Annotated in this window: 25 protein-coding genes; 16 read left to right on the forward strand and 9 right to left on the reverse strand. The window is 67.3% G+C overall.

Annotation, left to right across the window (positions count from 1 at the left end):
• Positions 1-4: 4 nt before the first annotated feature.
• Entirely contained in the window at positions 5-1,486 is a 1,482-nt protein-coding gene (locus C6Y44_RS12580) for an Hsp70 family protein (RefSeq protein ID WP_192378860.1), read from the reverse strand.
• A gap of 215 nt (positions 1,487-1,701) precedes the next feature.
• Here C6Y44_RS12580 and C6Y44_RS12585 point away from each other — a divergent pair, with 215 nt between their 5' ends.
• Positions 1,702-2,508, forward strand: a complete 807-nt coding sequence (locus tag C6Y44_RS12585) for a crotonase/enoyl-CoA hydratase family protein (RefSeq protein WP_159418334.1) — start codon at positions 1,702-1,704, stop codon at positions 2,506-2,508.
• A 6-nt stretch (positions 2,509-2,514) separates the two neighbouring features.
• Here C6Y44_RS12585 and C6Y44_RS12590 read toward each other — a convergent pair whose 3' ends face one another.
• The 3 genes from C6Y44_RS12590 to gvpJ all read right to left on the reverse strand — a co-directional run bounded on the left by C6Y44_RS12590 (position 2,515) and on the right by gvpJ (position 3,873).
• Positions 2,515-2,718 (reverse strand): zinc-ribbon domain-containing protein, encoded by a 204-nt coding sequence (locus C6Y44_RS12590; RefSeq protein ID WP_159418333.1) that lies wholly within the window; start codon positions 2,716-2,718, stop codon positions 2,515-2,517.
• A gap of 32 nt (positions 2,719-2,750) precedes the next feature.
• Positions 2,751-3,374: a maleylpyruvate isomerase N-terminal domain-containing protein gene (locus C6Y44_RS12595; RefSeq protein WP_174247037.1), complete on the reverse strand. Its 624-nt coding sequence runs from the start codon at positions 3,372-3,374 to the stop codon at positions 2,751-2,753.
• A 124-nt stretch (positions 3,375-3,498) separates the two neighbouring features.
• Positions 3,499-3,873, reverse strand: a complete 375-nt coding sequence (gvpJ, locus tag C6Y44_RS12600; protein ID WP_085468312.1) for a gas vesicle protein GvpJ — start codon at positions 3,871-3,873, stop codon at positions 3,499-3,501.
• A gap of 98 nt (positions 3,874-3,971) precedes the next feature.
• On the opposite strand from gvpJ, the gene C6Y44_RS12605 reads away from it, so the two are divergent.
• Positions 3,972-4,199, forward strand: coding sequence for a hypothetical protein (locus C6Y44_RS12605; RefSeq protein ID WP_143533331.1), 228 nt, complete (start codon positions 3,972-3,974; stop codon positions 4,197-4,199).
• Positions 4,200-4,219: 20 nt separating this feature from the next.
• On the opposite strand, the gene C6Y44_RS12610 is transcribed toward C6Y44_RS12605, so the two are convergent.
• Positions 4,220-4,990 (reverse strand): 8-oxoguanine DNA glycosylase OGG fold protein, encoded by a 771-nt coding sequence (locus tag C6Y44_RS12610; RefSeq protein ID WP_085468197.1) that lies wholly within the window; start codon positions 4,988-4,990, stop codon positions 4,220-4,222.
• A gap of 152 nt (positions 4,991-5,142) precedes the next feature.
• Between C6Y44_RS12610 and C6Y44_RS12615 the strand changes: the two genes are divergently transcribed.
• Entirely contained in the window at positions 5,143-6,063 is a 921-nt protein-coding gene (locus C6Y44_RS12615) for a macrolide 2'-phosphotransferase (RefSeq protein WP_159418332.1), read from the forward strand.
• Here C6Y44_RS12615 and C6Y44_RS12620 read toward each other — a convergent pair.
• Complete coding sequence (locus C6Y44_RS12620; protein WP_085468198.1) at positions 6,055-6,855, reverse strand: HugZ family pyridoxamine 5'-phosphate oxidase; 801 nt, start codon at positions 6,853-6,855, stop codon at positions 6,055-6,057. The two genes, C6Y44_RS12615 and C6Y44_RS12620, sit on opposite strands and share 9 nt — an antisense overlap.
• A 148-nt stretch (positions 6,856-7,003) precedes the next feature.
• Here C6Y44_RS12620 and C6Y44_RS12625 point away from each other — a divergent pair, with 148 nt between their 5' ends.
• Positions 7,004-7,453 (forward strand): cupin domain-containing protein, encoded by a 450-nt coding sequence (locus C6Y44_RS12625; RefSeq protein ID WP_085468199.1) that lies wholly within the window; start codon positions 7,004-7,006, stop codon positions 7,451-7,453.
• A 548-nt stretch (positions 7,454-8,001) separates the two neighbouring features.
• Positions 8,002-10,260 (forward strand): NADP-dependent isocitrate dehydrogenase, encoded by a 2,259-nt coding sequence (locus C6Y44_RS12630; RefSeq protein ID WP_159418331.1) that lies wholly within the window; start codon positions 8,002-8,004, stop codon positions 10,258-10,260.
• 173 nt (positions 10,261-10,433) lie between these two features.
• Here the strand turns inward: C6Y44_RS12630 and C6Y44_RS12635 are convergent, their stop codons facing one another.
• The 3 genes from C6Y44_RS12635 to C6Y44_RS12645 form a co-directional block, all read right to left on the reverse strand.
• On the reverse strand, positions 10,434-11,018 hold the full coding sequence (locus C6Y44_RS12635; protein ID WP_120282594.1) for a PadR family transcriptional regulator: 585 nt from the start codon (positions 11,016-11,018) through the stop codon (positions 10,434-10,436).
• A gap of 19 nt (positions 11,019-11,037) precedes the next feature.
• Positions 11,038-12,027 (reverse strand): NAD(P)H-dependent flavin oxidoreductase, encoded by a 990-nt coding sequence (locus C6Y44_RS12640; RefSeq protein WP_106199766.1) that lies wholly within the window; start codon positions 12,025-12,027, stop codon positions 11,038-11,040.
• A 212-nt stretch (positions 12,028-12,239) separates the two neighbouring features.
• Positions 12,240-13,523 carry a TetR/AcrR family transcriptional regulator gene (locus tag C6Y44_RS12645; protein ID WP_159418330.1) on the reverse strand — a complete coding sequence of 428 codons (1,284 nt, stop codon included), beginning with the start codon at positions 13,521-13,523 and terminating at the stop codon, positions 12,240-12,242.
• 323 nt (positions 13,524-13,846) lie between these two features.
• Between C6Y44_RS12645 and C6Y44_RS12650 the strand changes: the two genes are divergently transcribed.
• From C6Y44_RS12650 to C6Y44_RS12700, 11 genes are all read left to right on the forward strand, one after another.
• Positions 13,847-14,071 carry a hypothetical protein gene (locus tag C6Y44_RS12650; RefSeq protein WP_159418329.1) on the forward strand — a complete coding sequence of 75 codons (225 nt, stop codon included), beginning with the start codon at positions 13,847-13,849 and terminating at the stop codon, positions 14,069-14,071.
• Positions 14,072-14,237: 166 nt separating this feature from the next.
• Positions 14,238-15,050, forward strand: coding sequence for an MlaE family ABC transporter permease (locus tag C6Y44_RS12655; protein WP_159418328.1), 813 nt, complete (start codon positions 14,238-14,240; stop codon positions 15,048-15,050).
• On the forward strand, positions 15,047-15,901 hold the full coding sequence (locus C6Y44_RS12660; RefSeq protein ID WP_159418327.1) for an MlaE family ABC transporter permease: 855 nt from the start codon (positions 15,047-15,049) through the stop codon (positions 15,899-15,901). The genes C6Y44_RS12655 and C6Y44_RS12660 overlap by 4 nt, the downstream gene beginning before the upstream one ends.
• 3 nt (positions 15,902-15,904) lie before the next feature.
• Positions 15,905-17,179, forward strand: coding sequence for an MCE family protein (locus tag C6Y44_RS12665; RefSeq protein WP_225623796.1), 1,275 nt, complete (start codon positions 15,905-15,907; stop codon positions 17,177-17,179).
• Complete coding sequence (locus C6Y44_RS12670; protein ID WP_159418326.1) at positions 17,176-18,216, forward strand: MCE family protein; 1,041 nt, start codon at positions 17,176-17,178, stop codon at positions 18,214-18,216. The genes C6Y44_RS12665 and C6Y44_RS12670 overlap by 4 nt, the downstream gene beginning before the upstream one ends.
• Positions 18,213-18,437 (forward strand): hypothetical protein, encoded by a 225-nt coding sequence (locus C6Y44_RS12675; protein WP_159418325.1) that lies wholly within the window; start codon positions 18,213-18,215, stop codon positions 18,435-18,437. Before C6Y44_RS12670 ends, C6Y44_RS12675 begins: the two co-directional genes overlap by 4 nt.
• Positions 18,434-19,486, forward strand: coding sequence for an MCE family protein (locus C6Y44_RS12680; RefSeq protein ID WP_318653679.1), 1,053 nt, complete (start codon positions 18,434-18,436; stop codon positions 19,484-19,486). The genes C6Y44_RS12675 and C6Y44_RS12680 overlap by 4 nt, the downstream gene beginning before the upstream one ends.
• The gene (locus tag C6Y44_RS12685; protein ID WP_159418324.1) at positions 19,477-20,601 is read left to right on the forward strand and encodes an MCE family protein; all 1,125 of its coding nucleotides are present in this window, start codon (positions 19,477-19,479) and stop codon (positions 20,599-20,601) included. The genes C6Y44_RS12680 and C6Y44_RS12685 overlap by 10 nt, the downstream gene beginning before the upstream one ends.
• Positions 20,598-21,692: an MlaD family protein gene (locus tag C6Y44_RS12690; RefSeq protein WP_159418323.1), complete on the forward strand. Its 1,095-nt coding sequence runs from the start codon at positions 20,598-20,600 to the stop codon at positions 21,690-21,692. The genes C6Y44_RS12685 and C6Y44_RS12690 overlap by 4 nt, the downstream gene beginning before the upstream one ends.
• The gene (locus C6Y44_RS12695; RefSeq protein ID WP_159418322.1) at positions 21,689-22,906 is read left to right on the forward strand and encodes an MlaD family protein; all 1,218 of its coding nucleotides are present in this window, start codon (positions 21,689-21,691) and stop codon (positions 22,904-22,906) included. Before C6Y44_RS12690 ends, C6Y44_RS12695 begins: the two co-directional genes overlap by 4 nt.
• Positions 22,893-23,447: a mce associated protein mas1a gene (locus C6Y44_RS12700; RefSeq protein WP_159418321.1), complete on the forward strand. Its 555-nt coding sequence runs from the start codon at positions 22,893-22,895 to the stop codon at positions 23,445-23,447. The genes C6Y44_RS12695 and C6Y44_RS12700 overlap by 14 nt, the downstream gene beginning before the upstream one ends.
• Position 23,448 lies beyond the last annotated feature (1 nt).

The following is a 23,448-nucleotide window of genomic DNA, read 5'->3' on the forward strand; positions in this document are numbered from 1 at the left end:
CCGATCAGAGCCCGGGAATGCGGGGCAGCTGCGGGAGCTGGAACTGCGGGGGCGGGGGCAGTGTCGGCAGTTCGAACTGGGGGAGCCCGGGGACCGTCGGGGCCGGCTCCGGTTCGAGTGACGGCACCGAGGTGTCGGGCGCCGCCTCGTCCTGCGTCCCGGTGGTGGCGGGGACCTGCGTGGAGGTCGTGGAGGTTTCCGCCGTCGTCTGCGGCCGGTAGGTGGTGCGGGTCTCGCTGCGATCGGTGACCGTCGACTGCTCGTCCGAGACCGCCGGGACGGTTTCCGCCGCGGTCGATGTGTCGGTGGGGGTCGTGGACCGGGGTTCCGCTGCCGGTTGCGCCGGCGGCTCCTGTATCTCCTGCTGCGTGGCGGTGGGCTGCGGATCGCGACCGGAATCCTGCAGCAGGTCGACACCCAGGGCGATCGCCGCCGCGACGACGACGGCACCACCCGCGAGCAGGAGACGTCGACGGTTCCGTGGCTGCGCGGGCGCCTCGGTCTCCTGCCGGATGTCGGCGGTAGCGAAGCTCTCGGTCGGCGCGTCCGGCGCGACCAACTGCGGGGCGAACTGTGCCGTCTCGGTGAGTTCCGTCGGTGCGGCGAACTCCGCTGTTTCGGCGACCTTCGCGGTGTCCGGGCGGGCGAGGAGTGCCGCACCTTCCGCTGCCACGAGTTCGGGCTGCGGGGGCACGATCACCGGAATGTCGAGCCACGACTCCATCACGGCGGTGACCAGCGGAATATTTGCTCCGCCCCCGATGAGCACCGCCGCGTCGGGAGTGCGTCCCGAACGGCGGATGACGTCGAGGGTGAGGCGGGCGGACGCCTTCACGGGGCCGTCGATGAGCGAATCGAAGCTGTCCTGCGAGAGCAGCAGCAGACCGCCCTCACCGGGCATGCACACTGCGTCCTTCGACGACAGTTGCTCCTTCGCGTCGCGGCACCGGGCCGTGAGCGCCCGTTGCGCCGCCATGTCGGTCGGCTCGGCGAAACGCTGCAGGTCGACGTGGTGGTCGTAGATCAGCCGGTCGACGAGGTCACCGCTGATCCGGTCCGAGCGCGCCGTGCTCAGTGCGATGCGGGTGCCCCGGTCGACGACGGTGACGGTGAGGCCCGAACTGCCGAGATCGTAGAACACGAGCGTCTCGTGGTCGCCGAGATCTCCTGTGGTCTCCAGCATTTCGAGCGCCGCGGTCACTTCCGGGACGAGCCGGAAGTTGTCGATGTCCAGTCGGCTCATCGCGCCCTGGACGAAATCGGCCTGCGTCTCGTTCTGATAGGCGACGCCGATGGCGCGCACCTGCTCGATCTCGTCGGTCTCGGCGAGCATCGTCTCGATGGACTCCGCGGCCAGTTCGGCCGGCCGGTCGAGCAGGGCGGGCATCGAGCGGGAGCGGAAGATCGGGCTGTCCACGCTCCCGGTGTCACGTCGCGCAAAGCGCACCGCGCTGGCACCGACCGAGACACCGAGAACTGTAGTCATGACGCCGACTATAACGGTTCGGTCACGGTCTGCACGCCGGAGGCGGGCGGGACTCGGATGACGGCGTGTCTCCGAACGGCCGCCGAGGACGTTGGCGAGGCCGCTCGCATGTTCGCCGTCGGCGGCGAAATCCTTGCTGTACAGTCGGCTTCGCGATCGTGGGCAGGATTTTCCGGACGTCCCGATCCCCACCGGTTTCCGAGGAGGTTCGGCGGATGAGCGAGCAGAGAGTGCGGATCGAGATCGACGAGTTCGGTGTCGCAACCGTGACCTTGGACCGCGCCGAGAAGCACAACGCGCTCGACCCGGCGATGTTCGATGCGATCGTCGACGCCACCGAGCAGCTCGCGACCGACCGCACGGTCCGCGCCGTCGTGCTCCACGGCGCCGGTAAGAGCTTCTGCTCCGGACTCGACATCACCGGTCTCGGCAACCGCGACGGCAGTGGCCCGCGAGATCTGCTCGCCCGCGCGGACGGCCACATCGCCAACCACGCCCAGCGCGTGGCCTACGGCTGGTCCCGCGTCCCGGCCCCGGTGATCGCCGCGATCACGGGCAACTGCTTCGGCGGCGGCCTGCAGATCGCCCTCGGCGCCGACATCCGCTTCGCGACGCCCGACGCGCGGCTGTCGATCATGGAGGTCAAGTGGGGCCTCGTCCCCGACATGGGGATCACCCAGAGCCTGCCGCGACTCGTCGGCCTCGACGTGGCGAAAGAACTCACCTTCACCGGGCGCATCCTCACCGGCGCCGAGGCCGCCGCACTGGGCCTTGTCACCCACGTCTCGGACGATCCGCTCGCCGCAGCGCAGGAGCTGGCCCACGAGATCGCCGGCAAGTCGCCGCACGCCGTGCAGGCGGCCAAGCGCCTGTACGAGGAGACGTGGACGGGCTCGGATGCGGAGTCCGCGCTGATGCTCGAGAGCACGCTGCAGGTCGAGTTGATGGGGTCGCCCAATCAGATCGAGGCGGTCACGGCGGGAATGACCGAGCGTGCTCCCGCCTTCGCCGATCCGGACTGACCGGGCTCAGATCTCCACGGCGGTACCGCAGATCCCGCACTGCTCCGACTGTCGGCGGCCCCACCGCGCGACCGGCACGAAGAACAATGTGAACTGCTTGGACTCCCGGACGCGGAGCCACTGCGTGGTGTTGTGGCAGCGCGGACACGTCCGGTCCTGCCCCGGACCGAGGTTCTGTCGCTTGGTGCCGAAGCCGAAGAGAAGGAACATCGTCCGAGCATAGAGCGACGACGCGTGGTCCTTCAGTGCATGACCGGAAGGATCGCCGCGTCGGAGCGACCCGACGCGGCCTCGACGAAGGTGAGCGGATCGGGCACCGCGGCGAGGATGTTCCGTGTCCGTTCGAGCGCCATCGTCTCGGGTCGTGGTCCGCCGACCGCGTCGATCACGTCGAGCCAGTGGATCGTGGTCTCCAGGATCGCCATGTCGAGGAAGGCGCCGAGCGCGACCGACTCCAGGAACGGGTGCGCGATCACGGAGGCACGGCTCAATCCGGGGATCCGGTCGAAGGCGGCGGGGAACTCGGATTCGAAGCGGGTCGCGACGGCGGCGCGCTCGACATCGGCTGCCAGTCGGCGCACCGTCTCGGCCATCCGCTCGTGCCTCGGTTCGGCTTCGACCGGATCGGCGTTGAGGATCCGGAGCATCTCCGCGGCGCTGGTCACCTTCGCCTCACCGTCCGCCGGTGGCGCGGTGAGCATCTCGATCATCACGTCCGGTGTGATGTGCACGTAGACGTCCCGGACCGTCCAGCCCGGTAGCCGGGTCTCGGTCGTCCACTGCTCGTCGGACAGTTCGGCGGCGCGAGAACCCCACATGCGCCACAGCCGGATCATCAGCGCGCGATCCTGTTCGAAAACCGCCACAACAACCCCCTCCGTCGACGTGCGGCGATTCCGACCGTATCGCCACGTCCACCTGCTCCGCCGGACGTTCGCCGACAGGAAAGGGCAGCGCCCTGCTACTGCGACGGTATTCCGGTTCGGGGAGTCACCGCTGCTTCTTCTTGCGTCGCGGAGCTTCCTGTCGCTTCTCCGCCACGTCGTCGAAGAACCCGAGGACCTTCTCGGCCGCGGAGTCGAGGGCACCGCGGGTCTTGTGCTCGGCGGCGCTCTCCACGGCCTTCCCGCCGACGTCGCCGACGATCTCGGGCACACCTTTCGGCTGGGTCTGCGAGATCTCGAGTCTGTCCACGGCCTGGGCGAACCGCAGATAGGTGTCGACGCTCGCGACCACGATGCGGGCGTCGATGGTCACGAGTTCGATGCCGACGAGGGAGACCCGCACGAACGCGTCGATGACGAGCCCCTTGTCCAGGATGGTGTCGATGACGTCGGCCAACCCGGACGAATTCGGGCGGGCCATCGTCCCGCCACCCCCGCCGCCGGCGGGTTCGATCGAAGTCATGGTGCTGCTCCTCGTGCGTGAACGGAATCGGCGCACAGCGATTCCGGATCACACGAGTGGATCCGGGCGAGGAGGACGAGCTCTCCGGGCGACGCGGGCGTCACTTCTCCATCATGACGCCTTCCCGGCGGCACGACCAGGACCACGAAGACATCATGGTTGCAGGAGAAGGACTGTCGGTGGGGGCTCTGCTGGTCGCGGTGACCGTGATCGCCGTCTCCGTCGTGATCGACCGGGTGCGCCTCTCGACGACCCCGCGATCGTCCCCCACTCGAGGGGAGTAACGCGGTGGATCGGAGGAGGGTCAGAACAATCGCGGAGTTGCGTGAGATCCGTCCCGGGCTTCGCAGATACGGGCGTGCCAGCGGTCGACGAGCCACATCTCGACCATCTCCGGACGCGTGGCGATCAACGACGCCCACATGTTGAGGAGTTCGACGTACCGGAGATAGCGCCGCAGCGTGAAGTCCGCGACCGACGGATCCTCGAGCCATCCTTCGTGGACGAGCGTCGACACCGCATGCTGATCGAGAAGTTGCGCCGGGCCCGCCTCGGTCCGCACCTCGACCGCCCACAGATAGGTCGCCAGCAGTGGTACGCCGACCCCGGGGGTATCCGGCCATCCGGACCAGGTCTGCCGCGCGGTGTCGGGCAGGGACTTGGTCTTCGCGCAGTAGTCGAGGACTCCCTTGATCTTGGTGAACCGGTCCCGGCCCTTCGGGGCGTGTGCGTCCCGGACATCCGGAAAACGTCGAGCGCCACGTCGTCGCGCATGCGCGCTGCGCCACGCCGCGCACAGGAACAACAGGCCCAGGCCCGCGTGGTCGGCCTCGATCAGTTCACTGTCCGAGCGGAGGTCGTTGCGTTGGACGATCGCGTCGCCGTCATCGATGATCCGTCCGTCGAGATTCCGTCCCCGGAGGCGGATCTCGTGCCCGGCGCGCTCGAGGTGGCTGTTCCACCACTTCAGATCGACGGTGACGCCTTCGTCGAGCACCTGCAGGTCGAACGAACGCGCTCGGCACCACTCCGAGCATGCTTGCGGAGGCTCGAACCCCTGGTCGTACGGATGCATTCTGTGGACATTGCCACGAGTGTCCGGCGATTCCGGGGCAGGACACGCGCGTGGGGCCGACCTGTTCGCCACCTGTAACAGCAGAGGAGCCTCCACGACCGCCCGAGGAAATCGATGGACCGGAACCACGCGGCGATGAGAGCGTGAATCGCATGAGTCCGTTCGACGTCACCGATGCCCTTTCGCTCGCCGCCAGGCACGGCCTGCACCTGTCGGCCGACGACGTCACGGTGAACGAGGCGGGACTCGACTACCGCGTCGTTCTCGCGTCCGACGACACCGGCCGACGGTGGGTCCTGCGCATCCCACGCAGGTCCGACGTGTCGGCGAAGACGGCCGACGAACTGCGCATCCTCGATCTGGTCGGACCCGTCCTCGCCGAGGACGGCATCGCGGTGCCACGCTGGGAGATCCACGAGCCCGACCTCATCGCCTACCGTGCTCTTCCGGGCGCGCCGGGACTGACCCTGAACGATGCCGGTGAACCCGTCTGGCACATGGACCCCGCCGACCCTCGCTATGCCCGGCGGCTGGGACGTCTTCTGGCACGCCTGCACTCGATCGACGCGGAACGAGCAGATGCGGTCGGTGTGGAAGTACGCTCACCCGACCGGACACGCCGGGCCTGGCGGGACGACATCACACGGGTGCACGACGCCTTCACCGTCGCGCCCGCCCTCGCCGGCGCGTGGGCGGAGTGGCTCGACGACGACAGCTGCTGGCCCGACCACACGGTCATGACACATGGCGAGATCTATCCCGCACATGTCCTGCTCGACGAGGACGGTGCCGTCACCGGTGTCCTGGACTGGACGACGGCACGCGTGGACGACCCCGCGCGCGATTTCGTGATCCAGTACGGGGCGGCGGGGGAGGAGATGCTCCGGGTCACCCTCGCTGCCTATGTCGATGCAGGCGGACGTGTTCACGACGGTCTGGCGGCACAGGTCGAGCATCTCTGGAACGCGGCCCCGGTCGGGTACGCATTGTTCGCCCTGATCACCGAGAAGGAATCCGACCTGGCCACGGCAGCAGCGATGCTCGATCCACAGGATCGACCGTGCTCACGGTGATTGCGCTGCGCGAGCCAAAGCGACTGTTGCTGCGCGTAATTCGTCGGCGGAGTCGAGCGGCGACAGATAACCGGCGCGCGTCATGGCTCGCCCACGCGGCGTGGTGACATCGAGGTCGAGGCCGTATCGGTCGGCTCCGACACAGGTTGCCGCTGTCGCATCCGGGAATCCGCCGAGCTTGCGGGCCATCGTCAGCAATGCGTCGGCGTGATCGTCGTTGAGATGGGCGATCGCAGGAGCGGCCGACGGGGTCACAGGATCCGGCAAGGCTTCGGCATAGTCCTCGGCGGTGGCCGAATCCATCCGTCCGTACCCACCGACCCAGCGCACGCGCTGAACCCGAAGAACCCAGAGCGTGAAGTCGCTGAAATCGATGTAGACGCGGGCCGCGGGGACAGCGGCCAGGTGTGCTTCGCGCGCGGCGGCCAGCTCCTCACCTTCGGGACGCTCGACGTACCCGGCGAGGGTGATGCGGGTACCGGCGAGCGGGTCGGACTGCGGGTCGGGTGCCACGACCGCGATGCTTGCGCGTGGATCGCGCGCAAGATTGCGGCCGTGCTCTGCCATGTGCGACACGCACAACACCGGTGAGCCTCCGACCAGTCCGTACGTCACGAAGGAGGCCCAGGGATCCCCTTCCTTCGTGAGGGTCGCGAGAGTGCCGGTGTTCGTCGACGCCGCGACCGTCCGCGCTTCCTCGGCGGCAGACGGTCGTGTCGCGTTGACGACTTCCGTCAATGGCGGCGGCACGGTGGGAGCGTCGCCGGGGTCTCCGTGATCCGAGTTCGTCATTCACGAGACGCTACCGGCGCGCCGGGTTCCGGGTGAGCCGTCACGGATGGAGCAGCGGGGCCGCGGTCGAGCGGCCACCGGAGGACGGGTGCATCGAGTGCACGAGTTGTCCTGCAGCAGTGTCGTGTAGGCGGTAGCGTCCGTGCGCATGAAGCGCTCCGTGCAGGGTGTACTCGCGGCGATGGTCTGTGCTGTAACGGTGGCGGTGCCCGGGTGGGCCCATGCCACCCCGAGTGAGGGAATCTCAGGGGTCACCTGGGTGGACATCGAGGTGCCTCCGGGACTGCTGCCGTTCGTACCCGACGGCGTGCACGCCGTCGCCCGGGAGATCACCATCGAACCGGGCGGTAGCACCGGTTGGCACTATCACGATGGCCCCGTGCTCGGCCTCGTGCGGGCCGGCACGTTGACGCATCCGGAAGGGGACTGCAAGCCTGTCGTGTTCGAGACCGGCGATTTCATCAACGAACCCTCGGGTCGGGACCACCTGCACGTGGGCCGGAATCTCGGTACGGAACCGGTGATCCTCGACGTGGTGTACCTCGTGCCGATCGGGTCGCCGCTGTTCGAGGATGTTCCGGCGCCCGCCTGCGATTGATGCCGCCGCGGTCACGAGCTCCCGTCGGTGATCGAAAAATGTGAAATTTTCCATCGCGACGTGGACGTGCGACTTCGCCTCGGGCCCGCGGTCGTCTCCCTCGAGCGACGATCGACGAACCTCGATTCCCGACGGAACGGTCGTCCGCGCCGAGGTCATCTGCTGGGTGTCGGCGTTCGACCCGCCATCGGACAGCCGAAGGGATCGAAGACGAGTTCGACAACGGAATCGACTGTGACAGCAGTCTTTCCGCTGATCGCGGGGCCTGTTTTCGACGGCGATGCTGCGCACCGGGCGAACCCGCATCACGACAGGTCGACGGATCATCTAATCGGTGGCGTGCCGGACTGCGGCGTTCTCGGTCGCGACCGGACATGGGGTCGACGGTACGGCGCCCGGCGGGCGGTCGACGCCTGTCGGCGGAGTTCGAGTTACCGGCGAGTAAATATCGTTCTCGAGTTCTCGCACGTAGCCTGATACCCGATGCAATCCCGCACGCGGAGCATTTCGTGAGGCGGACCGAACTGACGTAGGGAGTCGAGACAAGAATGAGCGCCGACAAACAGTCGACCATTATCTATACGTTGACCGACGAGGCGCCGTTGCTTGCGACCTACGCCTTCCTGCCAATCGTGCGTACCTTCGCCGGGGCTGCGGGCATCGAGGTCGAGACCAGCGACATCTCGGTGCCTGCGCGGATCCTGGCCGAGTTCCCCGAGCACCTCACGGAAGAGCAGCGCGTCCCGGACAACCTGGCCGAGCTCGGTCGTCTGACGCAGCTGCCCGAGACCAACATCATCAAACTGCCCAACATCAGTGCGTCGGTGCCGCAGCTCCTGGCTGCCATCAAGGAACTGCAGAGCAAGGGCTACCAGGTCCCGGATTTCCCGGACGCCCCGAAGACGGACGAAGAGCGTGCCATCCGGGAGCGCTACGGCAAGATTCTCGGCAGCGCGGTCAACCCGGTCCTGCGTGAGGGCAACTCCGATCGGCGCGCGCCCCGCGCGGTGAAGGAGTACGCCCGTAAGCACCCGCACAGCATGGGCGAGTGGTCGATGGCCTCACGCAGCCACGTCGCGCACATGCGGCACGGCGACTTCTACCACGGCGAGAAGTCGATGACGCTGGACCGGGCGCGCAAGGTCCGGATGGAGCTGGTGACCAAGAGTGGCGAGACGATCGTCCTCAAGCCCGAGGTGGACCTGGGTGAGGGCGACATCATGGACAGCATGTTCATGAGCAAGAAGGCGTTGCTCGAGTTCTACGAGGAGCAGATGGAGGATGCGCGCAAGACGGGCGTGATGTTCTCCCTCCACGTCAAGGCGACGATGATGAAGGTCTCGCACCCCATCGTCTTCGGCCATGCGGTGAAGACCTTCTACAAGGACGCCTTCGCCAAGCATCAGAAGCTGTTCGACGAACTGGGCGTCAACGTCAACAACGGTCTCGGCGACCTGTACGACAAGATCGAGACGCTCCCCAGCACGCAGCGCGACGAAATCAAGCAGGACCTGCACAACTGCCATGAGCACCGTCCCGAATTGGCCATGGTCGATTCCGCCCGCGGCATCTCCAACTTCCATTCCCCCAGCGATGTCATCGTGGATGCCTCGATGCCCGCAATGATTCGCTCGGGCGGCAAGATGTACGGCGCCGACGGACGACCCAAGGACGTCAAGGCGGTCATGCCGGAGTCCACTTTCGCGCGCATCTACCAGGAGATCATCAACTTCTGTAAGACCAACGGCGCGTTCGACCCGACGACCATGGGTACCGTTCCCAACGTCGGTCTCATGGCGCAGAAGGCCGAGGAGTACGGCTCGCACGACAAGACCTTCGAAGTTCCGGAGGAGGGCGAGGCCAACTTCGTCGATGTCGAGACCGGTGAGGTGCTGCTCACCCAGCACGTCGAGGCGGGTGACATCTGGCGCATGTGCACCGTCAAGGACGCGCCGATCCGCGACTGGGTCAAGCTCGCGGTCACCCGGGCACGCAACTCCGGTATGCCGGTCCTGTTCTGGCTCGACCCGTACCGCCCCCACGAGAACGAGTTGATCAAGAAGGTCGAACTGTACCTGCAGGATCATGACACCGAGGGCCTCGACATCCACATCATGTCGCAGGTGCGCTCGATGCGGTACACGCTGGAGCGGCTGATCCGCGGGATGGACACCATCGCCGCGACCGGCAACATCCTGCGCGACTACCTCACCGACCTGTTCCCCATCCTCGAACTCGGTACGAGCGCCAAGATGCTGTCGATCGTGCCGCTGATGGCGGGCGGTGGCCTCTACGAGACGGGTGCCGGCGGGTCGGCGCCCAAGCACGTCAAGCAGTTGGTGGAGGAGAACCACCTGCGCTGGGATTCGCTCGGTGAGTTCCTGGCGTTGGCCGTAAGCCTGGAGGACCTCGGCATCAAGACCGGCAACGAGCGCGCCAAGATCGTGGCGAACGCGCTCGATGCAGCGACCGGCAAGCTGCTGGAGACGAACAAGAGCCCGTCGCGCAAGGTCGGCGAGCTCGACAACCGGGGCAGCCAGTTCTACCTCGCGATGTACTGGGCACAGGAACTTGCCGCGCAGACCGAGGACCCGGAACTCGCAGAACAGTTCGCCCCGCTGGCCGAGGCGCTGGCCAGGGACGAGGACACGATCGTGCGGGAGCTGAACGAAGTGCAGGGCGCGCCGGTCGACATCGGCGGCTACTACCGGCCGGACAGGGACAAGACGGTGGCCGTGATGCGGCCGAGTCGGACCCTGGCCACCGCGCTGACGGCAGTCGACCCTGAGGCCGGAAACGCACCGTGACAGGTAGACCTGCATCCGTGTAGGCAAGCCGCCGCTCCTCGACCGGTGTGACCGCGCGGGTCGTCGAGCAGTCCCGAGAATGCACGGGCAGAGAGAGGTCGACCGGCCCCCGAACGGAGGGCCGGTCGACCTCCCTCGCGTGGTACGCCTCGGCCCGGTTCTCGTGTTCCGGTCTACGGGACCGTTCCGCTGCGGTCGGCGGAGGAATCCGGTGTCGAGTCGAGCCGGTCGATCGTGTCGAGCGCCTCGTCCAGCCAGGTCAGCCAGGTCTCTTCGAGGAGGATGCCGAGGCGGAGCACGAGATGCTGCAGGGTGCTCCGCGCGTCGCCCCGAGCATCGGCGAAGTCGCGTTGCTCGATGGTGCGATATTGCTCGAGCATCGCCGCGCGGTATGCGCGTTGATGTTCCAACGCGGGACGCGCGGAGTCGGGATCGTCGAGCGCCGCGGCCGCGCGTAGGCGCACGGAGACACCGGAGCGCACTACGTCCGGATCCTCGATCTCGGAGATCCAGCCGCGCAGCAGTCGGCGACCATCGGGTGTGATGGTGAAACGTCGGGGCTGACCGCGACCGGGTTTTCCGTCCGTCGGGACTTCGCGGATCAGGTCGCCCGCCCGCATCCGGTCCAGTTCGCGGTAGATCTGCTGGTGGGTCGCGGGCCAGAAGTACCCGATCGACCGGTCGAAGCGCCGCGCCAGTTCCAGACCGGTGCTGTCGCGCTCGACCAGTGCGGTGAGGATGGCGAACCTGAGAGACACCGCGTCAGCCTAGGTCACGCTATCCGGCGTCGATCATGGCGACTCGGCGTCGTTCGAGGGACGTCCACGCCTGCTCGTATTCGTCGCGGAGTCGTTGGACGAGCTCGCGGGCGGGGACGACGGACTCGATCGCGCCGAGGCCCTGGCCGGCGCCCCAGATGTCGCGCCAGGCCTTGGCGTCGGTGTTGCCGCCGGACCCGAAGTTCATGGCGGACGGATCGGACTCGGGGAGGTCGTCGGGGTCGAGTCCGGCGGCGACGATGCTTCCTCGCAGGTAGTTGCCGTGCACGCCGGTGAACAGGTTGCTGTAGACGATGTCCTTGGCGGTGCTGTCGACGATCATGTTCTTGTAGTCGTCGGCGCTGCGAGCCTCCTCGGTGGCGAGGAAGGCCGTGCCGGCGTATGCGAGGTCGGCGCCGGCGGCCTGGGCAGCGAGGATCGAGCGGCCGTGGGCGATGGAGCCGGACAGCAGCAGGGGGCCGTCGAACCACCGGCGGATCTCTTGGAGCAATGCGAACGGTGACTGCGTCCCGGCGTGGCCGCCTGCGCCTGCGGCGACGGCGACGATGCCGTCCGCGCCCTTGTCGATCGCCTTGTGCGCGAACTCGTTCGAGATCACGTCGTGGAGGACGATGCCGCCGTAGGAGTGAACAGCCTCGTTGACCTCCTCGCGGGCACCGAGCGAGGTGATCACAATGGGGACCCGATGCTCGACGATCACCTCGAGGTCCTGCTCGAGTCGCTCGTTGGAGCGGTGCACGATCTGATTGACGGCGAACGGCGCGACGTACTCCTCGGGGTGGCGCGCCGCGTAGTCGGCGTTGCTCTCGGTGATCTGCTGCAGCCAGTCGACGAGCATCGACTGGGGACGGGCGTTGAGTGCCGGGAACGACCCGACGACTCCGGCCTGGCACTGGGCGGACACCAGTTCCGGTCCCGACGCGATGAACATCGGGGAAGCGACCAGGGGCACGCTCAGCGGGCCGGACAGGATCGGTGGCAGCGTCATGGTGTGTTCCTTCTTCGTCTCCGAACGGTCCCTCTGCCGTCAGACTATGTGCAACAAGGTGCAAAAAACAATGGGTCGACGTAACCTAGCTTGGAACAGAGGATTTTCGGGGATCACAGCTGAGTGCACCCAGTGGCACTACGGGCGTCAGCGGGTGATCTCGCTCAGTGTGCAACGAGGGGCACCGCTCGGTGCGTATTGAGCGTGATCGCTCAGTGCGCGGACCCGATCGTCGGCGTGCGCGGGGCGTCCTCGTCGTGGCCGACCCCCTGACCGGACCGACTCAGCAGCACCGCGAGCATGCACCGGTGGATGTTCTCCGCCTGCTGCTGTGCGGCGGACGTGCCCAGCAGGACCCCGAGGTCCGGCACCAGGTTGATCGCGGCGTACATGAGGAAGCGGGCATCCGCCGCGGACAGGCCATCGCAGATCGCCTGCAGATAGGACGACCACTGCTCCACATTGGCGCGCTGTCGTAGTCGCAGATCGGCGCGCGAGGCATCCGGAACGTTGACGAGCTCGGCGAAGTACACCGACATCAGTTCCCGTTGGGAGAACGACAGGTCGACGTAGATCGAGACCAGTGACCGCAGCGCGTCCTCCGGATCGGACGCTGCGGCCGTCCCGGAGGCCACGGCCGTCTCGAGTCGGTCGGCCGCTCGGTGGAAAGCCGCGGCGAGGATGTCGGCCTTCGAAACGAAATAACGGTAGATCCCGGAGGCGGGGAGGCCGACCGTGGCAGCGATGTCCTCGACCGCGACCTCGTTGTAGCCCCGTTGGTGGAACAGCACGATCGCCGAGCGCAACAGGTTCTCCCGCATGTTGTCCTGGCCCGGACGATCCGCGGCGGCGGCACGCTCGGGTGCGGCGGGAGCTGGGGAGAAGCAGGTCTCGGCGAGTGCGGTGCACGCATCGAGCAAGAGTTGTTCCATGTACCGCGGCGGCAGCGTCAGATTGTGCACGGTGATGCTGCCGATGGTGCTGAGCATCGCCGCGACGAGCACGAACGCGTCCTCATCGGACAGATCCGGCCGGATCCGTTGCAGTGTGCGACGGATGCGGGCGTTGACCGCCCACGAGCGTTCCCGGATGGCGGGCCGGTCCTCCTCGCGGAGATACCTGCGTTCCCATCGGTAGATCCCGGCCGACCGACGCTGCTCGACCGTCACCGCGACGATGGCGGACACCTGGGCACGGAGGGTCTCGCGTGGATCGCGCGCGGGATCGTCGTGCACGGAATCGAGAGCGCCCTCGAGCGAATCGATCAGCATGAGCGCCGAATTCAGGAACAGTGCGTACTTCCCCGGAAAGTGCCGGTACAACGCGGACTTGGTGACACCGACTTCTGTCGCGATGTCCTCGACGCTCACACCGTGGTAGCCGCGCTCGGCGAAGGCGACGGCGGCTGCGGCGGCGATCCGCGCACGACGATCCTTCGGGCGGGTTCGTCGTCCGGTGTCGGGGGACGTCTTGCCGACCACGCGTGTTCGCCTCACTGATTCTGGATGTCGTTCACGGAGGATCGGTGTCGCTCCGTCGGGGGAATTCTCGACCCATTCTGCGAGCAGAGTACACACCGGCGGGGCATCGATCCATCCGAGCGGCCGGTTCGTTGTTGCCATCAGGGCTCTCCGAACGATGCCCGCGCGGCGTCGGCGGGCTCTCCGGAGTCCTTCGGAATGAACGTTCACAAATTTCGGACGCTCCTGATAACCTCCCGGCGGTCGTGCCGGCGGACCGGTTCGATCGATCCTGATCCGGCCCGGACCGGGACCGTCGTTCTCCGCTCGTTCTTCCATCCATCGAGGAGGGCTCTGCCATGCTTGCCATCGCCCGCAGGATCCTGTCCTACGAGATGACCGTCGCCGAGTTCATCGGACTCGTCATCCTCGTCGCTATCCCGTACGGCCTGGTCGGGGTGATCTGGACCCTCACCCACACCTCGCATCTCGGTGCCATGGACGGGGTGGATCTGGTGATCTCGTTCCTCGGATCGATCGTGTGCTGGCCGGTCCTCGTCTTCTCCGATGTGTGCATGACGTGAGCGTCGGAATGGTTGTTCACTTAGCTCTTGTCCGGCATGGGAGGGGTGTGGCACACTTCACGCGCTCGGACCGTGACGTGCTCCGCCGGCCGGACAGTTCCACTCGGCGCCGACGGGCGGTTTCCGGCGCCGACATCCAGGGGGGTTCGAAGAAGGGAACCGGTAGATGACCTACGAGTTGCCGAACTCGCGTGGTCCCATCAGGGACGTCGCGACGGAAGGTGGCTATCTCATCGGCTTCGCCGTCCAATCGCTCGTGGTCCTCGCGGCCGCGGTGCTCAGACGTCGACTTTCGTTGCACGAGACGGTCACTCAGACACTCTTCATCGGGAGGGTCTGTACCGGGCCGTCCCTGCTGCTCATGGTCCCGGTGGGGGTGTTCATCGCGGTGTCCGTCGGCGAACTCGCCGGCCGCATCGGAGCCGGCGGCTACTCGGGCGCCGTCGTCGCGTTCATCATCGTCGGTCAGGCCTCGGCCCTGGTCTGCGCGCTCATGCTCGCCGGCGTCGCAGGCTCCGCCATTTGCACCGACCTCGGGTCCCGCAAGATCCGCGAGGAGATCGACGCGATGGAGGTGATGGGTCTCGACATCCTCGAGCGCCTCGTCGCCCCCCGCCTCGTCGGAGCGGTCATCGTCTCGTTGGCGCTGTGCTCGATGGTCACGGTCGGTGGTGTCGCCGCATGCTGGCTGTATCACATCTACGTGCAGCATCTGCCCGCCGGCACGTTCATGGCGACCTTCGCCGAGTACGGCCGCCCGGCAGACTTCGTCATGGCTCTCGTGAAGTCCGCGGTTTTCGGGTTGCTCGCGGCACTGGTCGCCACGTTCAAAGGGCTGCACACCAAGGGCGGTCCGCGCGGGGTGGCCGACGCGGTGAACGAAGCCGTCGTCATCGCCTTCGCGCTCGTCTTCATCGTCAACACGGTTCTGTCGGCGCTGTACACGGTGATCGTCCCGGCAGTAGGTGAGTTCCGATGAGCACCGATGTCCGATTACAGGCCACACGGCTGGCGCAACCGATCCGGCAGACCGGCGACAACCTGGCCACGCTCGGGATGCACGTCACCTTCTACTGCCGCACCGTGGCGTCGATTCCCTACGCACTCAGCAGATTCCGCAAGCACGTCATCGCGCAGATCAGCGAGGTCAGCTTCGGTACCCAGTCACTGCTCTCCGGCGGCGGCACGATCGGCATCGTCTTCGCGATGTCGCTCGCCGCAGCCATGATGCTCGGCGTCGAGACCCAGCGCGGCCTCGAACTCGTCGGGATGACCACGATGTCGGGCATGCTCTCCGCGGTGGCCAACACCCGCGAGCTGGCGCCGGTCGTCGTCGCCATCGCCCTGTCGGCGAAGGTGGGCGTCGGCTTCACCGCCCAGATCGGCGCGATGCGCATCTCCGACGAGATCGACGCGCTCGACTCGATGGCCATCAAGTCGATCCCGTTCCTGGCCGCCACCCGCACCATCGCCGCGATGGTGTGTGTCATCCCGATCTACATGATCGGGCTGCTTGCCAGCTACCTGTCCACCCGGCTGGTCGTGGTGGTGTTCAACGGCGCGTCCGCGGGCACCTACGACTACTTCTTCCACCTCGTGCTCACTCCGCAGGACCTGCTGTACTCGGGCATCAAGGCCATGGTCTTCGCGATGGTCGTCAGCCTGGTGCACTGCGCCTACGGCTACTACGCCTCGGGCGGTCCCGCCGGCGTCGGTGCCGCCGCGGGCCGGGCGCTGCGCACGGCGATCCTGTCCATCGGTGTGCTCGACGTGCTGCTGACCTTCGCGCTGTGGGGACTGGTTCCCGAAATTCCTGGTATGGGGGTGTGATTCGTGGACCGTCCCAGTTCACGCGAACGACTGAGTTACCTGGTCCGCGGTGCCGTGGCGTTCACCGTGGCCGTCGGGGTCGCGGCCGTGATGGTGCTGCGTGGCACCGGTGCGCTCGATCGGACCGAAGACGTCTTCGTCGAGGTGCCCTCGGCCGTCGGCCTCGTCAACGCCGGAGCGCCGGTCCGGTATCTCGGCGTCGACATCGGTCGGATCGCCTCGATCGAGGCCGGCGCCACCGAATCGCGGGTGCGACTCGCGATCGACGTCGGCGCCTCCCGCACGATCCCGTCCGACGTCCTGGTGCGCGTGGTGCCCCGCACCTTCTTCGGCGACATCTACGTCGAGCTGGTGACCGATACCGACGAAGAGAATGCTGCGCGCCGCAGTTCCGCGCGCACTGAGGCGGTCGCACTCGCCGACGTCGACTCGATCGCCGTCGACACCGGCCCCGAGGCCGTCGCGATGTACGACGTGTTCACCCGCATGTCGAGTGTGCTCGAGCAGATGCAGCCGCAGGAGATGGCCAAGGCCCTCGATGCGCTCGGGCGAGCCCTGGACGGCAACGGTGAGACCATCGGACGCACCATCGACCGGCTCGCCGTGACCACCGGCCAGCTCACTCCGTCGCTGAACGGGTTCATCGACGCGACACCGCAATTCGTCACGGTCATAGAATCGCTCCAGGCCGCGACCCCGGACATGATAGGCATGCTCTCCGCCGCGACCGAGGTCTCCCGGGCCATCGTCGAACACCGCGGCGACCTGGCCGACACGATGGGAGCGGCGACCCTGCTCGCCGCCTCCGTCGACGGATTCACCGGCCCCAGACTGGACACGATGATCACGGTCACCGACTCGGTCGGCACGATCCTTGCGACCACCGGCGCCGACCCGGACGGCCTCTATGCCACCCTCGCGAACGCGGAGACCTTCGGCGCCGCCGGGACCCGGGTCTTCGGCAGTGGCCGGTTCGACATCACCGCCGTCCCGACCTTTGCCGGCCCGCTGCCCTACACCGCCGCGGATTGCCCGAGCTACGGGTCTCTGACCGGCGCGAACTGCAACAGCCCCGGTAACGGCTCCTACAGTGCCGCCAAGCCGGTGATCAACGCGGCCGCCGAGGCCGGCCCCCTGCAACTTCTCGAGCAGCAATTGCGCGGCGAGCCCGCTGCGGCGCCGGCGGAACAGAGCACGGCGGAGCCCACCGGACCGCACGCCGCGGTCACGGCACTGCTCGCCCCCCTCTTCCGCGGAAGCGAGGTACGGATTCCGTGAAACTGACACGACTCCAGGTCTCGACCCTGGTCGGCTACTGCACCATCGGCGTCGTCTGCGGCACCCTGGTCTACAACGCGCTGGCCGTGCCGGTGCGGGGTGCGAGCGACAACTACGTCCTCGAGTTCACCGATGTCGAAGGACTCAACCCCGGCAACCCCGTGACCCTGTCCGGGGTGCGGGTGGGCCGGGTCGACGCGGTCGACGTCGCCGACACCGTCGACGGTCGCGCGCTCGCCCGCGTCACCGTCGAGGTCGAACGGGGACGCACTCTCCCGAAGGACGTCGAGGCGTCCGTCCGGTACGGCGACATGCTCGGCGCCCGCTATGTTGCGCTGACCCTGCCCGAGGCGGAGGTCCCCGCCGGATCCGACGACAGCGAGATGCTCGAACCGGGAGGTGTGGTGCCCGTCGCGCAGACCGCCCCGCCCATCGACCTCACCGCCCTGATGAACGGTTTCCGGCCCCTGTTCGAGTCGTTGCCCCCGCAGGAGGTGAACGTTCTCGCCCGGAACGTGGTCGACACCTTCAACGGCCGAGGCGACGCGGTCGCCCGGTTCCTGGACCGGGTGGCGGTGCTGTCGACGCAGCTCGGCGACCGCGAACATATCCTCGGCGAGGTCACAATCAACATGAACCGCATCCTCGGTTCGCTCGACAACCGGCACGACGAACTACGCGACCTCACCGACGGGCTCGCCGCGCTCAGCGCCTCGGTGGTGGGGGACGGGCAGCAACTGGCCGCCTTCCTCGACACCGGTGCGCAGAGCGTGTCCGCACTGGCGGACACCATCGCCGACTCGCAGGGCGCCTTCACGCGCAGCCTGCAGCAGTTCGGAGCCGTCACCGACCAGTGGATCGCGTCGACACCCGAGTTCGAACGCATGCTCGCCGGCCTGCCTGCCTTCGCCGACAACATCAATCACACGGGGCAGTACGGCAGCTTCATCAGTCTCTACCTCTGCAATTTCACCCTGAAAGCAGGCGACGCGGAAGTGAACATCTTCGGCCCGACCCATTCGCCGGTGTGCTCATGATGACCCTCACCCGAATCATCGATCTGCTCGTGCGTTTCGTCACCGCACTCGGTGGCCGCATCGGCCGCGTGCCCCAGTTCGCGGCCTGGACGGTCGTCGTCGTGGTGGCGGTCGTCGGTGTCTCGCTTGTCGCGGTGGGCATCACCTACATCGACGATCTCGTGCACGTCCTCGAAGGCGACGCAGCCTCGGCAGCCGGGGGAGGGGCACGCATCCGATGATGTTCCTCGTCAAGCTCATCGACGTCTTCGTCGGTGCCCTCGAATTCCTGTTCGGCGGTGGCCGACGGCAGAACACCACCCACATGCCGCTCGTACTCGGTACCATCGGAATCTTCGTCCTCGTCATCGGCCTCGGTGCCGCCGTGGGACTTCCGCGGGTGTGGTACCAGGTGCGCACCGAGCCGTACACGGCCGAGTTCACCAACGCCGCCGGACTCGCCACCGGCGATCCGGTCTACGTCGCGGGCGTGCCCGCCGGGCGCGTGGAGGGCATCCGGCTCGCCGGCACCCACGTCGACGTCGACTTCCGCCTCGACAAGCAGCGCGGCGTGGGCAACACTTCCACCGCCTCGGTGCGGCTCGAAACCGTGCTCGGCAAGCGGTATCTCGACCTCCGTCCCGCCGGAGTCGACGACGGGTCGAACCGGATCCCGCTGGCCCGCACCACCGTTCCCTACTCGCTCGACGAGATCGGAGCCGGTGCCGACGCGGTCGCCGAGGATCTCGACCTCGACGCGATGACCGAGATGATGAGCACCCTGTCGCAGGTGCTGCCGCGGGAGAGCGACGAGCTCGACCGTGCCCTCACCGGTATCAGCGCCGCCTCGACCGCGTTCTCGCGGCACGGCGTACAGTTCGACCAGCTCCTCGACACCGCCCGGAAGCTCTCGGAGATGGCGGTCGACCAGCAGGACACCCTGGTGCAGAATGCGGTCGACGCCCGCACCCTCGTGCAGACCCTCGTCGTCCGCAAGGACACGCTCACCCAGCTCGTCGACAACCTGCGGGTCGTCATCGCGACCATGTCGGAGACGCTCACCGCCAACCGCGCCGACGCCGACCGGCTCGTCGCCGACCTGGTGGAGGTCTCCGGGACCCTCCAGCGCAACGCCGACCAGATCGGCCTGCTCATGGACCGTCTGCCCCCGGCCCTGCGCACCGTCACCGATGCCACGGGCAACGGTTCGTGGGCGGACGTCGTCACCCCGGCCACGGTCCTTCCCGACAATCTTCTCTGCGCGATCGGAGTGATGCAGGAATGCCGGTGACCTCGACACCGACGGGAACCTCGCGACGAAAGAAGATCGTCGCGGCGACCCTTGTCCTACTCCTCCTGATCGCACTGCCCGCGTGGTACGTCTTCGGCCGCACCGACCGCAGCCACACCGTCCACGCCGACTTCGAATACGTCAACGGCATCTACGTGGGCAGCACCGTCGCCGTGCTCGGCGTGGAGGTCGGCACCGTCACCGACATCGAACCCCAGGGGACCTCGGTACGGGTGACGATGACCGTCCCCGACGAGGTGACACTGCCCGAGGACGTCTCCGCCTACGTGATGAGCCCCGCGATCATCAGCGAACGCTACGTCGAACTGGGCCCCGCCTACGACGGCGGCCCGAGCTTCCCGGACGGCGGGGTGATCCCGAAGGACCGCAGCCACTCGCCGATCGACATCGACAACATGCTCGACAGCCTGTCCACGATCATCGAGACGATGGGACCGGACAACGCCGACCTCGGCGCCGTCCTCACCAGCGGAGCCGACGTGTGGGAGGGGCGCGGCGCGGCCTTCCACGACGCCATCGCCGATCTCGCCGCCGCCACGGGCGTCGTCGGGGCATCCAGCGAGGACTTCGCACTGCTCGTCGAGAATCTGTCGATGCTGCTGCGCGCCCTCGACGAACGGTCGGTGGGTCTCGACAGCATGGTCACCGATCTCAGTGCGCTCGCCGCGGTCTGGGAGGAGAGCGATCTCGACGTCACCGATCCGTTGCAGCAACTGCAGGTCGTGTTCGACGAGGTCGACACCTTCGTTGCTCAGCACCAGGAGAGCTTCGGTGCGATCTCCGACAACCTGAAGGTCATCGGCGACACGCTCGGCGAGAACCCGCAGGGCCTGGCCGAGTTCATGGACCTCGTCCCGTTGATGATGGAGAACCTGACCAACACGATCGGCCCCGACGGTCGCGGCCGCATCCGTCTGAACATCTCCACCGCGCTGACGCAGTTCGCGGTCGCGGCCCCACTGTGCGCGGAGCACCCGCTCCCGTTGTGCACGGGAGCCGGCTTCACCAACCCGATCTCCTTCCCGATCAGCGCCTCGGATCCGCTCGGCATCGTCAGCGCGGTCACCGGTGGACAACCAGGAGGCAACCCGTGAGCCCAGTTTCTGCAGCGTCACCGCGCCGATCCGTGACGCGGGGCCCGGCCCTCGTCGGTGCTGCTCTCACCTGCGCGGCAGTGATGTCCGGATGCGGCTACGGCATTCAGGATCTCCCCGTCGGACGCTCCATCGGTGGTGGCGACTTCGAGGTCACCGTGCAACTGCCGTCCGCGGACGGCCTGGTCCTCGGAGCCGACGTGCGCTACGGCCAGCAGATCGTCGGTCGCGTCGCCGGACTCGACACCGCGCCCGGGGGCGCCGACGTGCGGGTCTCGCTCGAGGAGGAGCTCGAGGTCCCGTCCGATGTCCTCGTCTCCGTCGAGATCCCGTCCGCGCTGGGCAGCCCGTACCTGCGGCTCGTCCCGCCACCGAACCCGAGTTCGTCGCTGCTCGCCGACGGTGACGTCGTCTCCGAGCAGAATGTCGACCTCGGTCCCCGGGTCGAGACGATGCTCGCCGCACTCGGCAATGTCGTCAGCGGCAGCGGCCTGACCCAACTCGAAACCGTTGTGCGCGAACTCAACGTCGCGTTCACCGGCCGATCCGGAAGCGTCCAGGCCCTCGCCGACACCGCCACCGAGATGATGACCCGCGCGATCGACGAACAGACCTCCTTCGACCAGGCCATGACGCTCGCCGCCGACGTCACCCGACGGATGGTCGAGGAGGAGGAGATGTTCGACCGCTATCTCGTCGAAACCGCCGGCGCTGTCGACGTGCTGGTGGCCCAGCGCGAGAGCATGGCCTCTCTGCTCGACGCCACCACGCGCCTGGCGGCAAACGTCAACGAGTTGACCGCCGCGACCCCCGAGGGGGTCGGCGGACTGTTGCGCGACGCCGACACGATCACCGCCACGCTCGCGTCGTTCAACGACCGCATCGGCACCACCCTCGTCAACATGAACGCCTTCATGGCCGCCTTCGACAGTTCCGTCCGCGGCGACTACCTGGTGTTCGACGGTGCCCTGGAGATCCCGGAGAGTCTCGACACGATCTTCACCGGCGGCTATTTCACCGGTGACTTCACCGGATTCGACGACGCATCCGCACCGGCCTCGCTGGAAGAACTGCTCGGAGGAGAGCGATGAAGAAGATCGTCGTCGTCCAGCTGGTCCTGTTCGTCATCACCGCGCTGACCGTGGTGCCCTACGGCATCTACTACATCGTCGGACCCACCGGCGTCGGCGACCGCATCAACATCCACGCCACGGTCGACAACGCCCTCGGTGTCGGCGAGGGCACCGTCGTGACCTATCGCGGTGTCCAGGCGGGCATGGTCACCGGCATCGGATTCGACCCCGAGACCCGGGGTGCCCGAATCGATTTCGCGCTCGACGGTGACACCCGTATCCCCGTCGACTCCTACGCCAAGATCACCCAGGGCACCATGGCCGGCATGCTCAACGTCGACATCTTTCCGCGTGTCGACCACGGCCCCTATCTCTCCGACGGCGACGAGATCGCGATGCCCGCAGACGAACAGCCCACCCAGATCTCCGAAACGCTCGCCCATACCGCCGATCTGCTCGAAACCATCGACCCCGCGGTGATCTCGACCGTCGGTCAGGAGCTCGGCAGCGCCTTCGAAGGACTCGGACCCGACCTGGCCCGTCTCGTCACCGACGCCGACCGGCTCTCCGCGCAGCTGGCCGAGGACGCACCCGCCGTCGCCGAACTGCTCGACCGCGCGGCCGGATTGACAGGCACCATGGCCGAGAACTCCAGCGAGTTCGTCGACGGGATGGCGTCGGCGCGGACCGTCGCCGAATCACTACAGGCCAACGAGGATCGCATCGCCTCGATGATGGCCACCGGCCCCGACGCGATGCGCCGTGCCGACGAGGCCATCGGCGCGAACCAGGAGTCGTTCTCCGCGGTGCTCGCCAACCTCGGCGCCGTCGGTCCGGTGATCTCCGACCGGTCCGCGGCGCTGCGCACCGGCCTGGACGCGATTCCCCGCGGCCTGGCGGCACTCGAATCGATCGTGCACGGCGACCGCGCGGACTTCGCCCTGATTGCCACGCAGGGACCGGCCTGCTACTACGACAATCCCCGCCGCGCGCTCGGCGACACGTCCCCGATCGAACCGAACCTCGACTACTACTGCCCACCGGGGCAGGACCTCGAGCAACGCGGCTCCCGCAACGCACCCCGCCCGAACGATCTCGGGCTCGGAGGCACCACCCCGGGAACGGTGATCGGACCACCCGTCGTCGCCGATCCGATCCTCATCCCGAGCGGCACCGAACTGCTGTACTTCTGGAAGAGCCTGCTGGAAGGCAACATTCATGGCACACGATGACACCGGTACGGCAGTCCTCGACAAGACTCCGGTCGCAGAGTCCGCGACCGTCGAACGACGCTCGTCGAAACCCCGCGGGCTGGTGGTCGCGCTGATCCTCTCGATCAACGCTCTGCTCGGGATGCTGGCAGCGCTCGTCGTGGTCCTCGTCGATCACCGCACCGACGAGCAGACCGAGCAGGAGGCGGTGGCACTGGCGCGCGAGTACGCCGTGGTGATGTCGACCTTCGACTACCAGAACCTCGACGCCAACCGCGAACGGATCGCGGAGATGTCCACGCCGGCCTTCGCCGAACGCTACGGATCGATGGTCGACGCGCTGCGCGAACTCGTCACCGAGGGGCAGGGGAGCGCCGAAGCGCAGGCGCTGCACGCGGCCGCCGAGCACTCCGACGGCGACACCGCCACGGTGCTCGTCTTCGCCGACCAGAACGCCACGAACGTCTCGACGCCCGACGGGGGCACCTCGCGTTTCCGCATGGTGTTCTCCCTGGTCCGCGTCGACGACCGCTGGCTCGTCGACAACGTCGAAACACTCTGAC

The organism is Rhodococcus rhodochrous (genome assembly GCF_014854695.1).
GTDB lineage: Bacteria > Actinomycetota > Actinomycetes > Mycobacteriales > Mycobacteriaceae > Rhodococcus.

Excerpts from the sequence above, each read along its gene's own strand:
- C6Y44_RS12580 (WP_192378860.1), bottom strand. The coding sequence starts at position 1,486 with ATGACTACAGTTCTCGGTGTCTCGGTCGGTGCCAGCGCGGTGCGCTTT.
- C6Y44_RS12700 (WP_159418321.1), top strand. The coding sequence starts at position 22,893 with ATGGCACACGATGACACCGGTACGGCAGTCCTCGACAAGACTCCGGTC.
- C6Y44_RS12675 (WP_159418325.1), top strand. The coding sequence starts at position 18,213 with ATGATGACCCTCACCCGAATCATCGATCTGCTCGTGCGTTTCGTCACC.
- C6Y44_RS12655 (WP_159418328.1), top strand. The coding sequence starts at position 14,238 with ATGACCTACGAGTTGCCGAACTCGCGTGGTCCCATCAGGGACGTCGCG.
- C6Y44_RS12660 (WP_159418327.1), top strand. The coding sequence starts at position 15,047 with ATGAGCACCGATGTCCGATTACAGGCCACACGGCTGGCGCAACCGATC.
- C6Y44_RS12695 (WP_159418322.1), top strand. The coding sequence starts at position 21,689 with ATGAAGAAGATCGTCGTCGTCCAGCTGGTCCTGTTCGTCATCACCGCG.
- C6Y44_RS12620 (WP_085468198.1), bottom strand. The coding sequence starts at position 6,855 with ATGACGAACTCGGATCACGGAGACCCCGGCGACGCTCCCACCGTGCCG.
- C6Y44_RS12680 (WP_318653679.1), top strand. The coding sequence starts at position 18,434 with ATGATGTTCCTCGTCAAGCTCATCGACGTCTTCGTCGGTGCCCTCGAA.
- C6Y44_RS12590 (WP_159418333.1), bottom strand. The coding sequence starts at position 2,718 with ATGTTCCTTCTCTTCGGCTTCGGCACCAAGCGACAGAACCTCGGTCCG.
- C6Y44_RS12640 (WP_106199766.1), bottom strand. The coding sequence starts at position 12,027 with ATGACGCTGCCACCGATCCTGTCCGGCCCGCTGAGCGTGCCCCTGGTC.
- C6Y44_RS12625 (WP_085468199.1), top strand. The coding sequence starts at position 7,004 with ATGAAGCGCTCCGTGCAGGGTGTACTCGCGGCGATGGTCTGTGCTGTA.
- C6Y44_RS12610 (WP_085468197.1), bottom strand. The coding sequence starts at position 4,990 with ATGCATCCGTACGACCAGGGGTTCGAGCCTCCGCAAGCATGCTCGGAG.
- C6Y44_RS12615 (WP_159418332.1), top strand. The coding sequence starts at position 5,143 with ATGAGTCCGTTCGACGTCACCGATGCCCTTTCGCTCGCCGCCAGGCAC.
- C6Y44_RS12685 (WP_159418324.1), top strand. The coding sequence starts at position 19,477 with ATGCCGGTGACCTCGACACCGACGGGAACCTCGCGACGAAAGAAGATC.
- C6Y44_RS12650 (WP_159418329.1), top strand. The coding sequence starts at position 13,847 with ATGCTTGCCATCGCCCGCAGGATCCTGTCCTACGAGATGACCGTCGCC.
- C6Y44_RS12630 (WP_159418331.1), top strand. The coding sequence starts at position 8,002 with ATGAGCGCCGACAAACAGTCGACCATTATCTATACGTTGACCGACGAG.
- C6Y44_RS12585 (WP_159418334.1), top strand. The coding sequence starts at position 1,702 with ATGAGCGAGCAGAGAGTGCGGATCGAGATCGACGAGTTCGGTGTCGCA.
- gvpJ (WP_085468312.1), bottom strand. The coding sequence starts at position 3,873 with ATGGCCCGCCCGAATTCGTCCGGGTTGGCCGACGTCATCGACACCATC.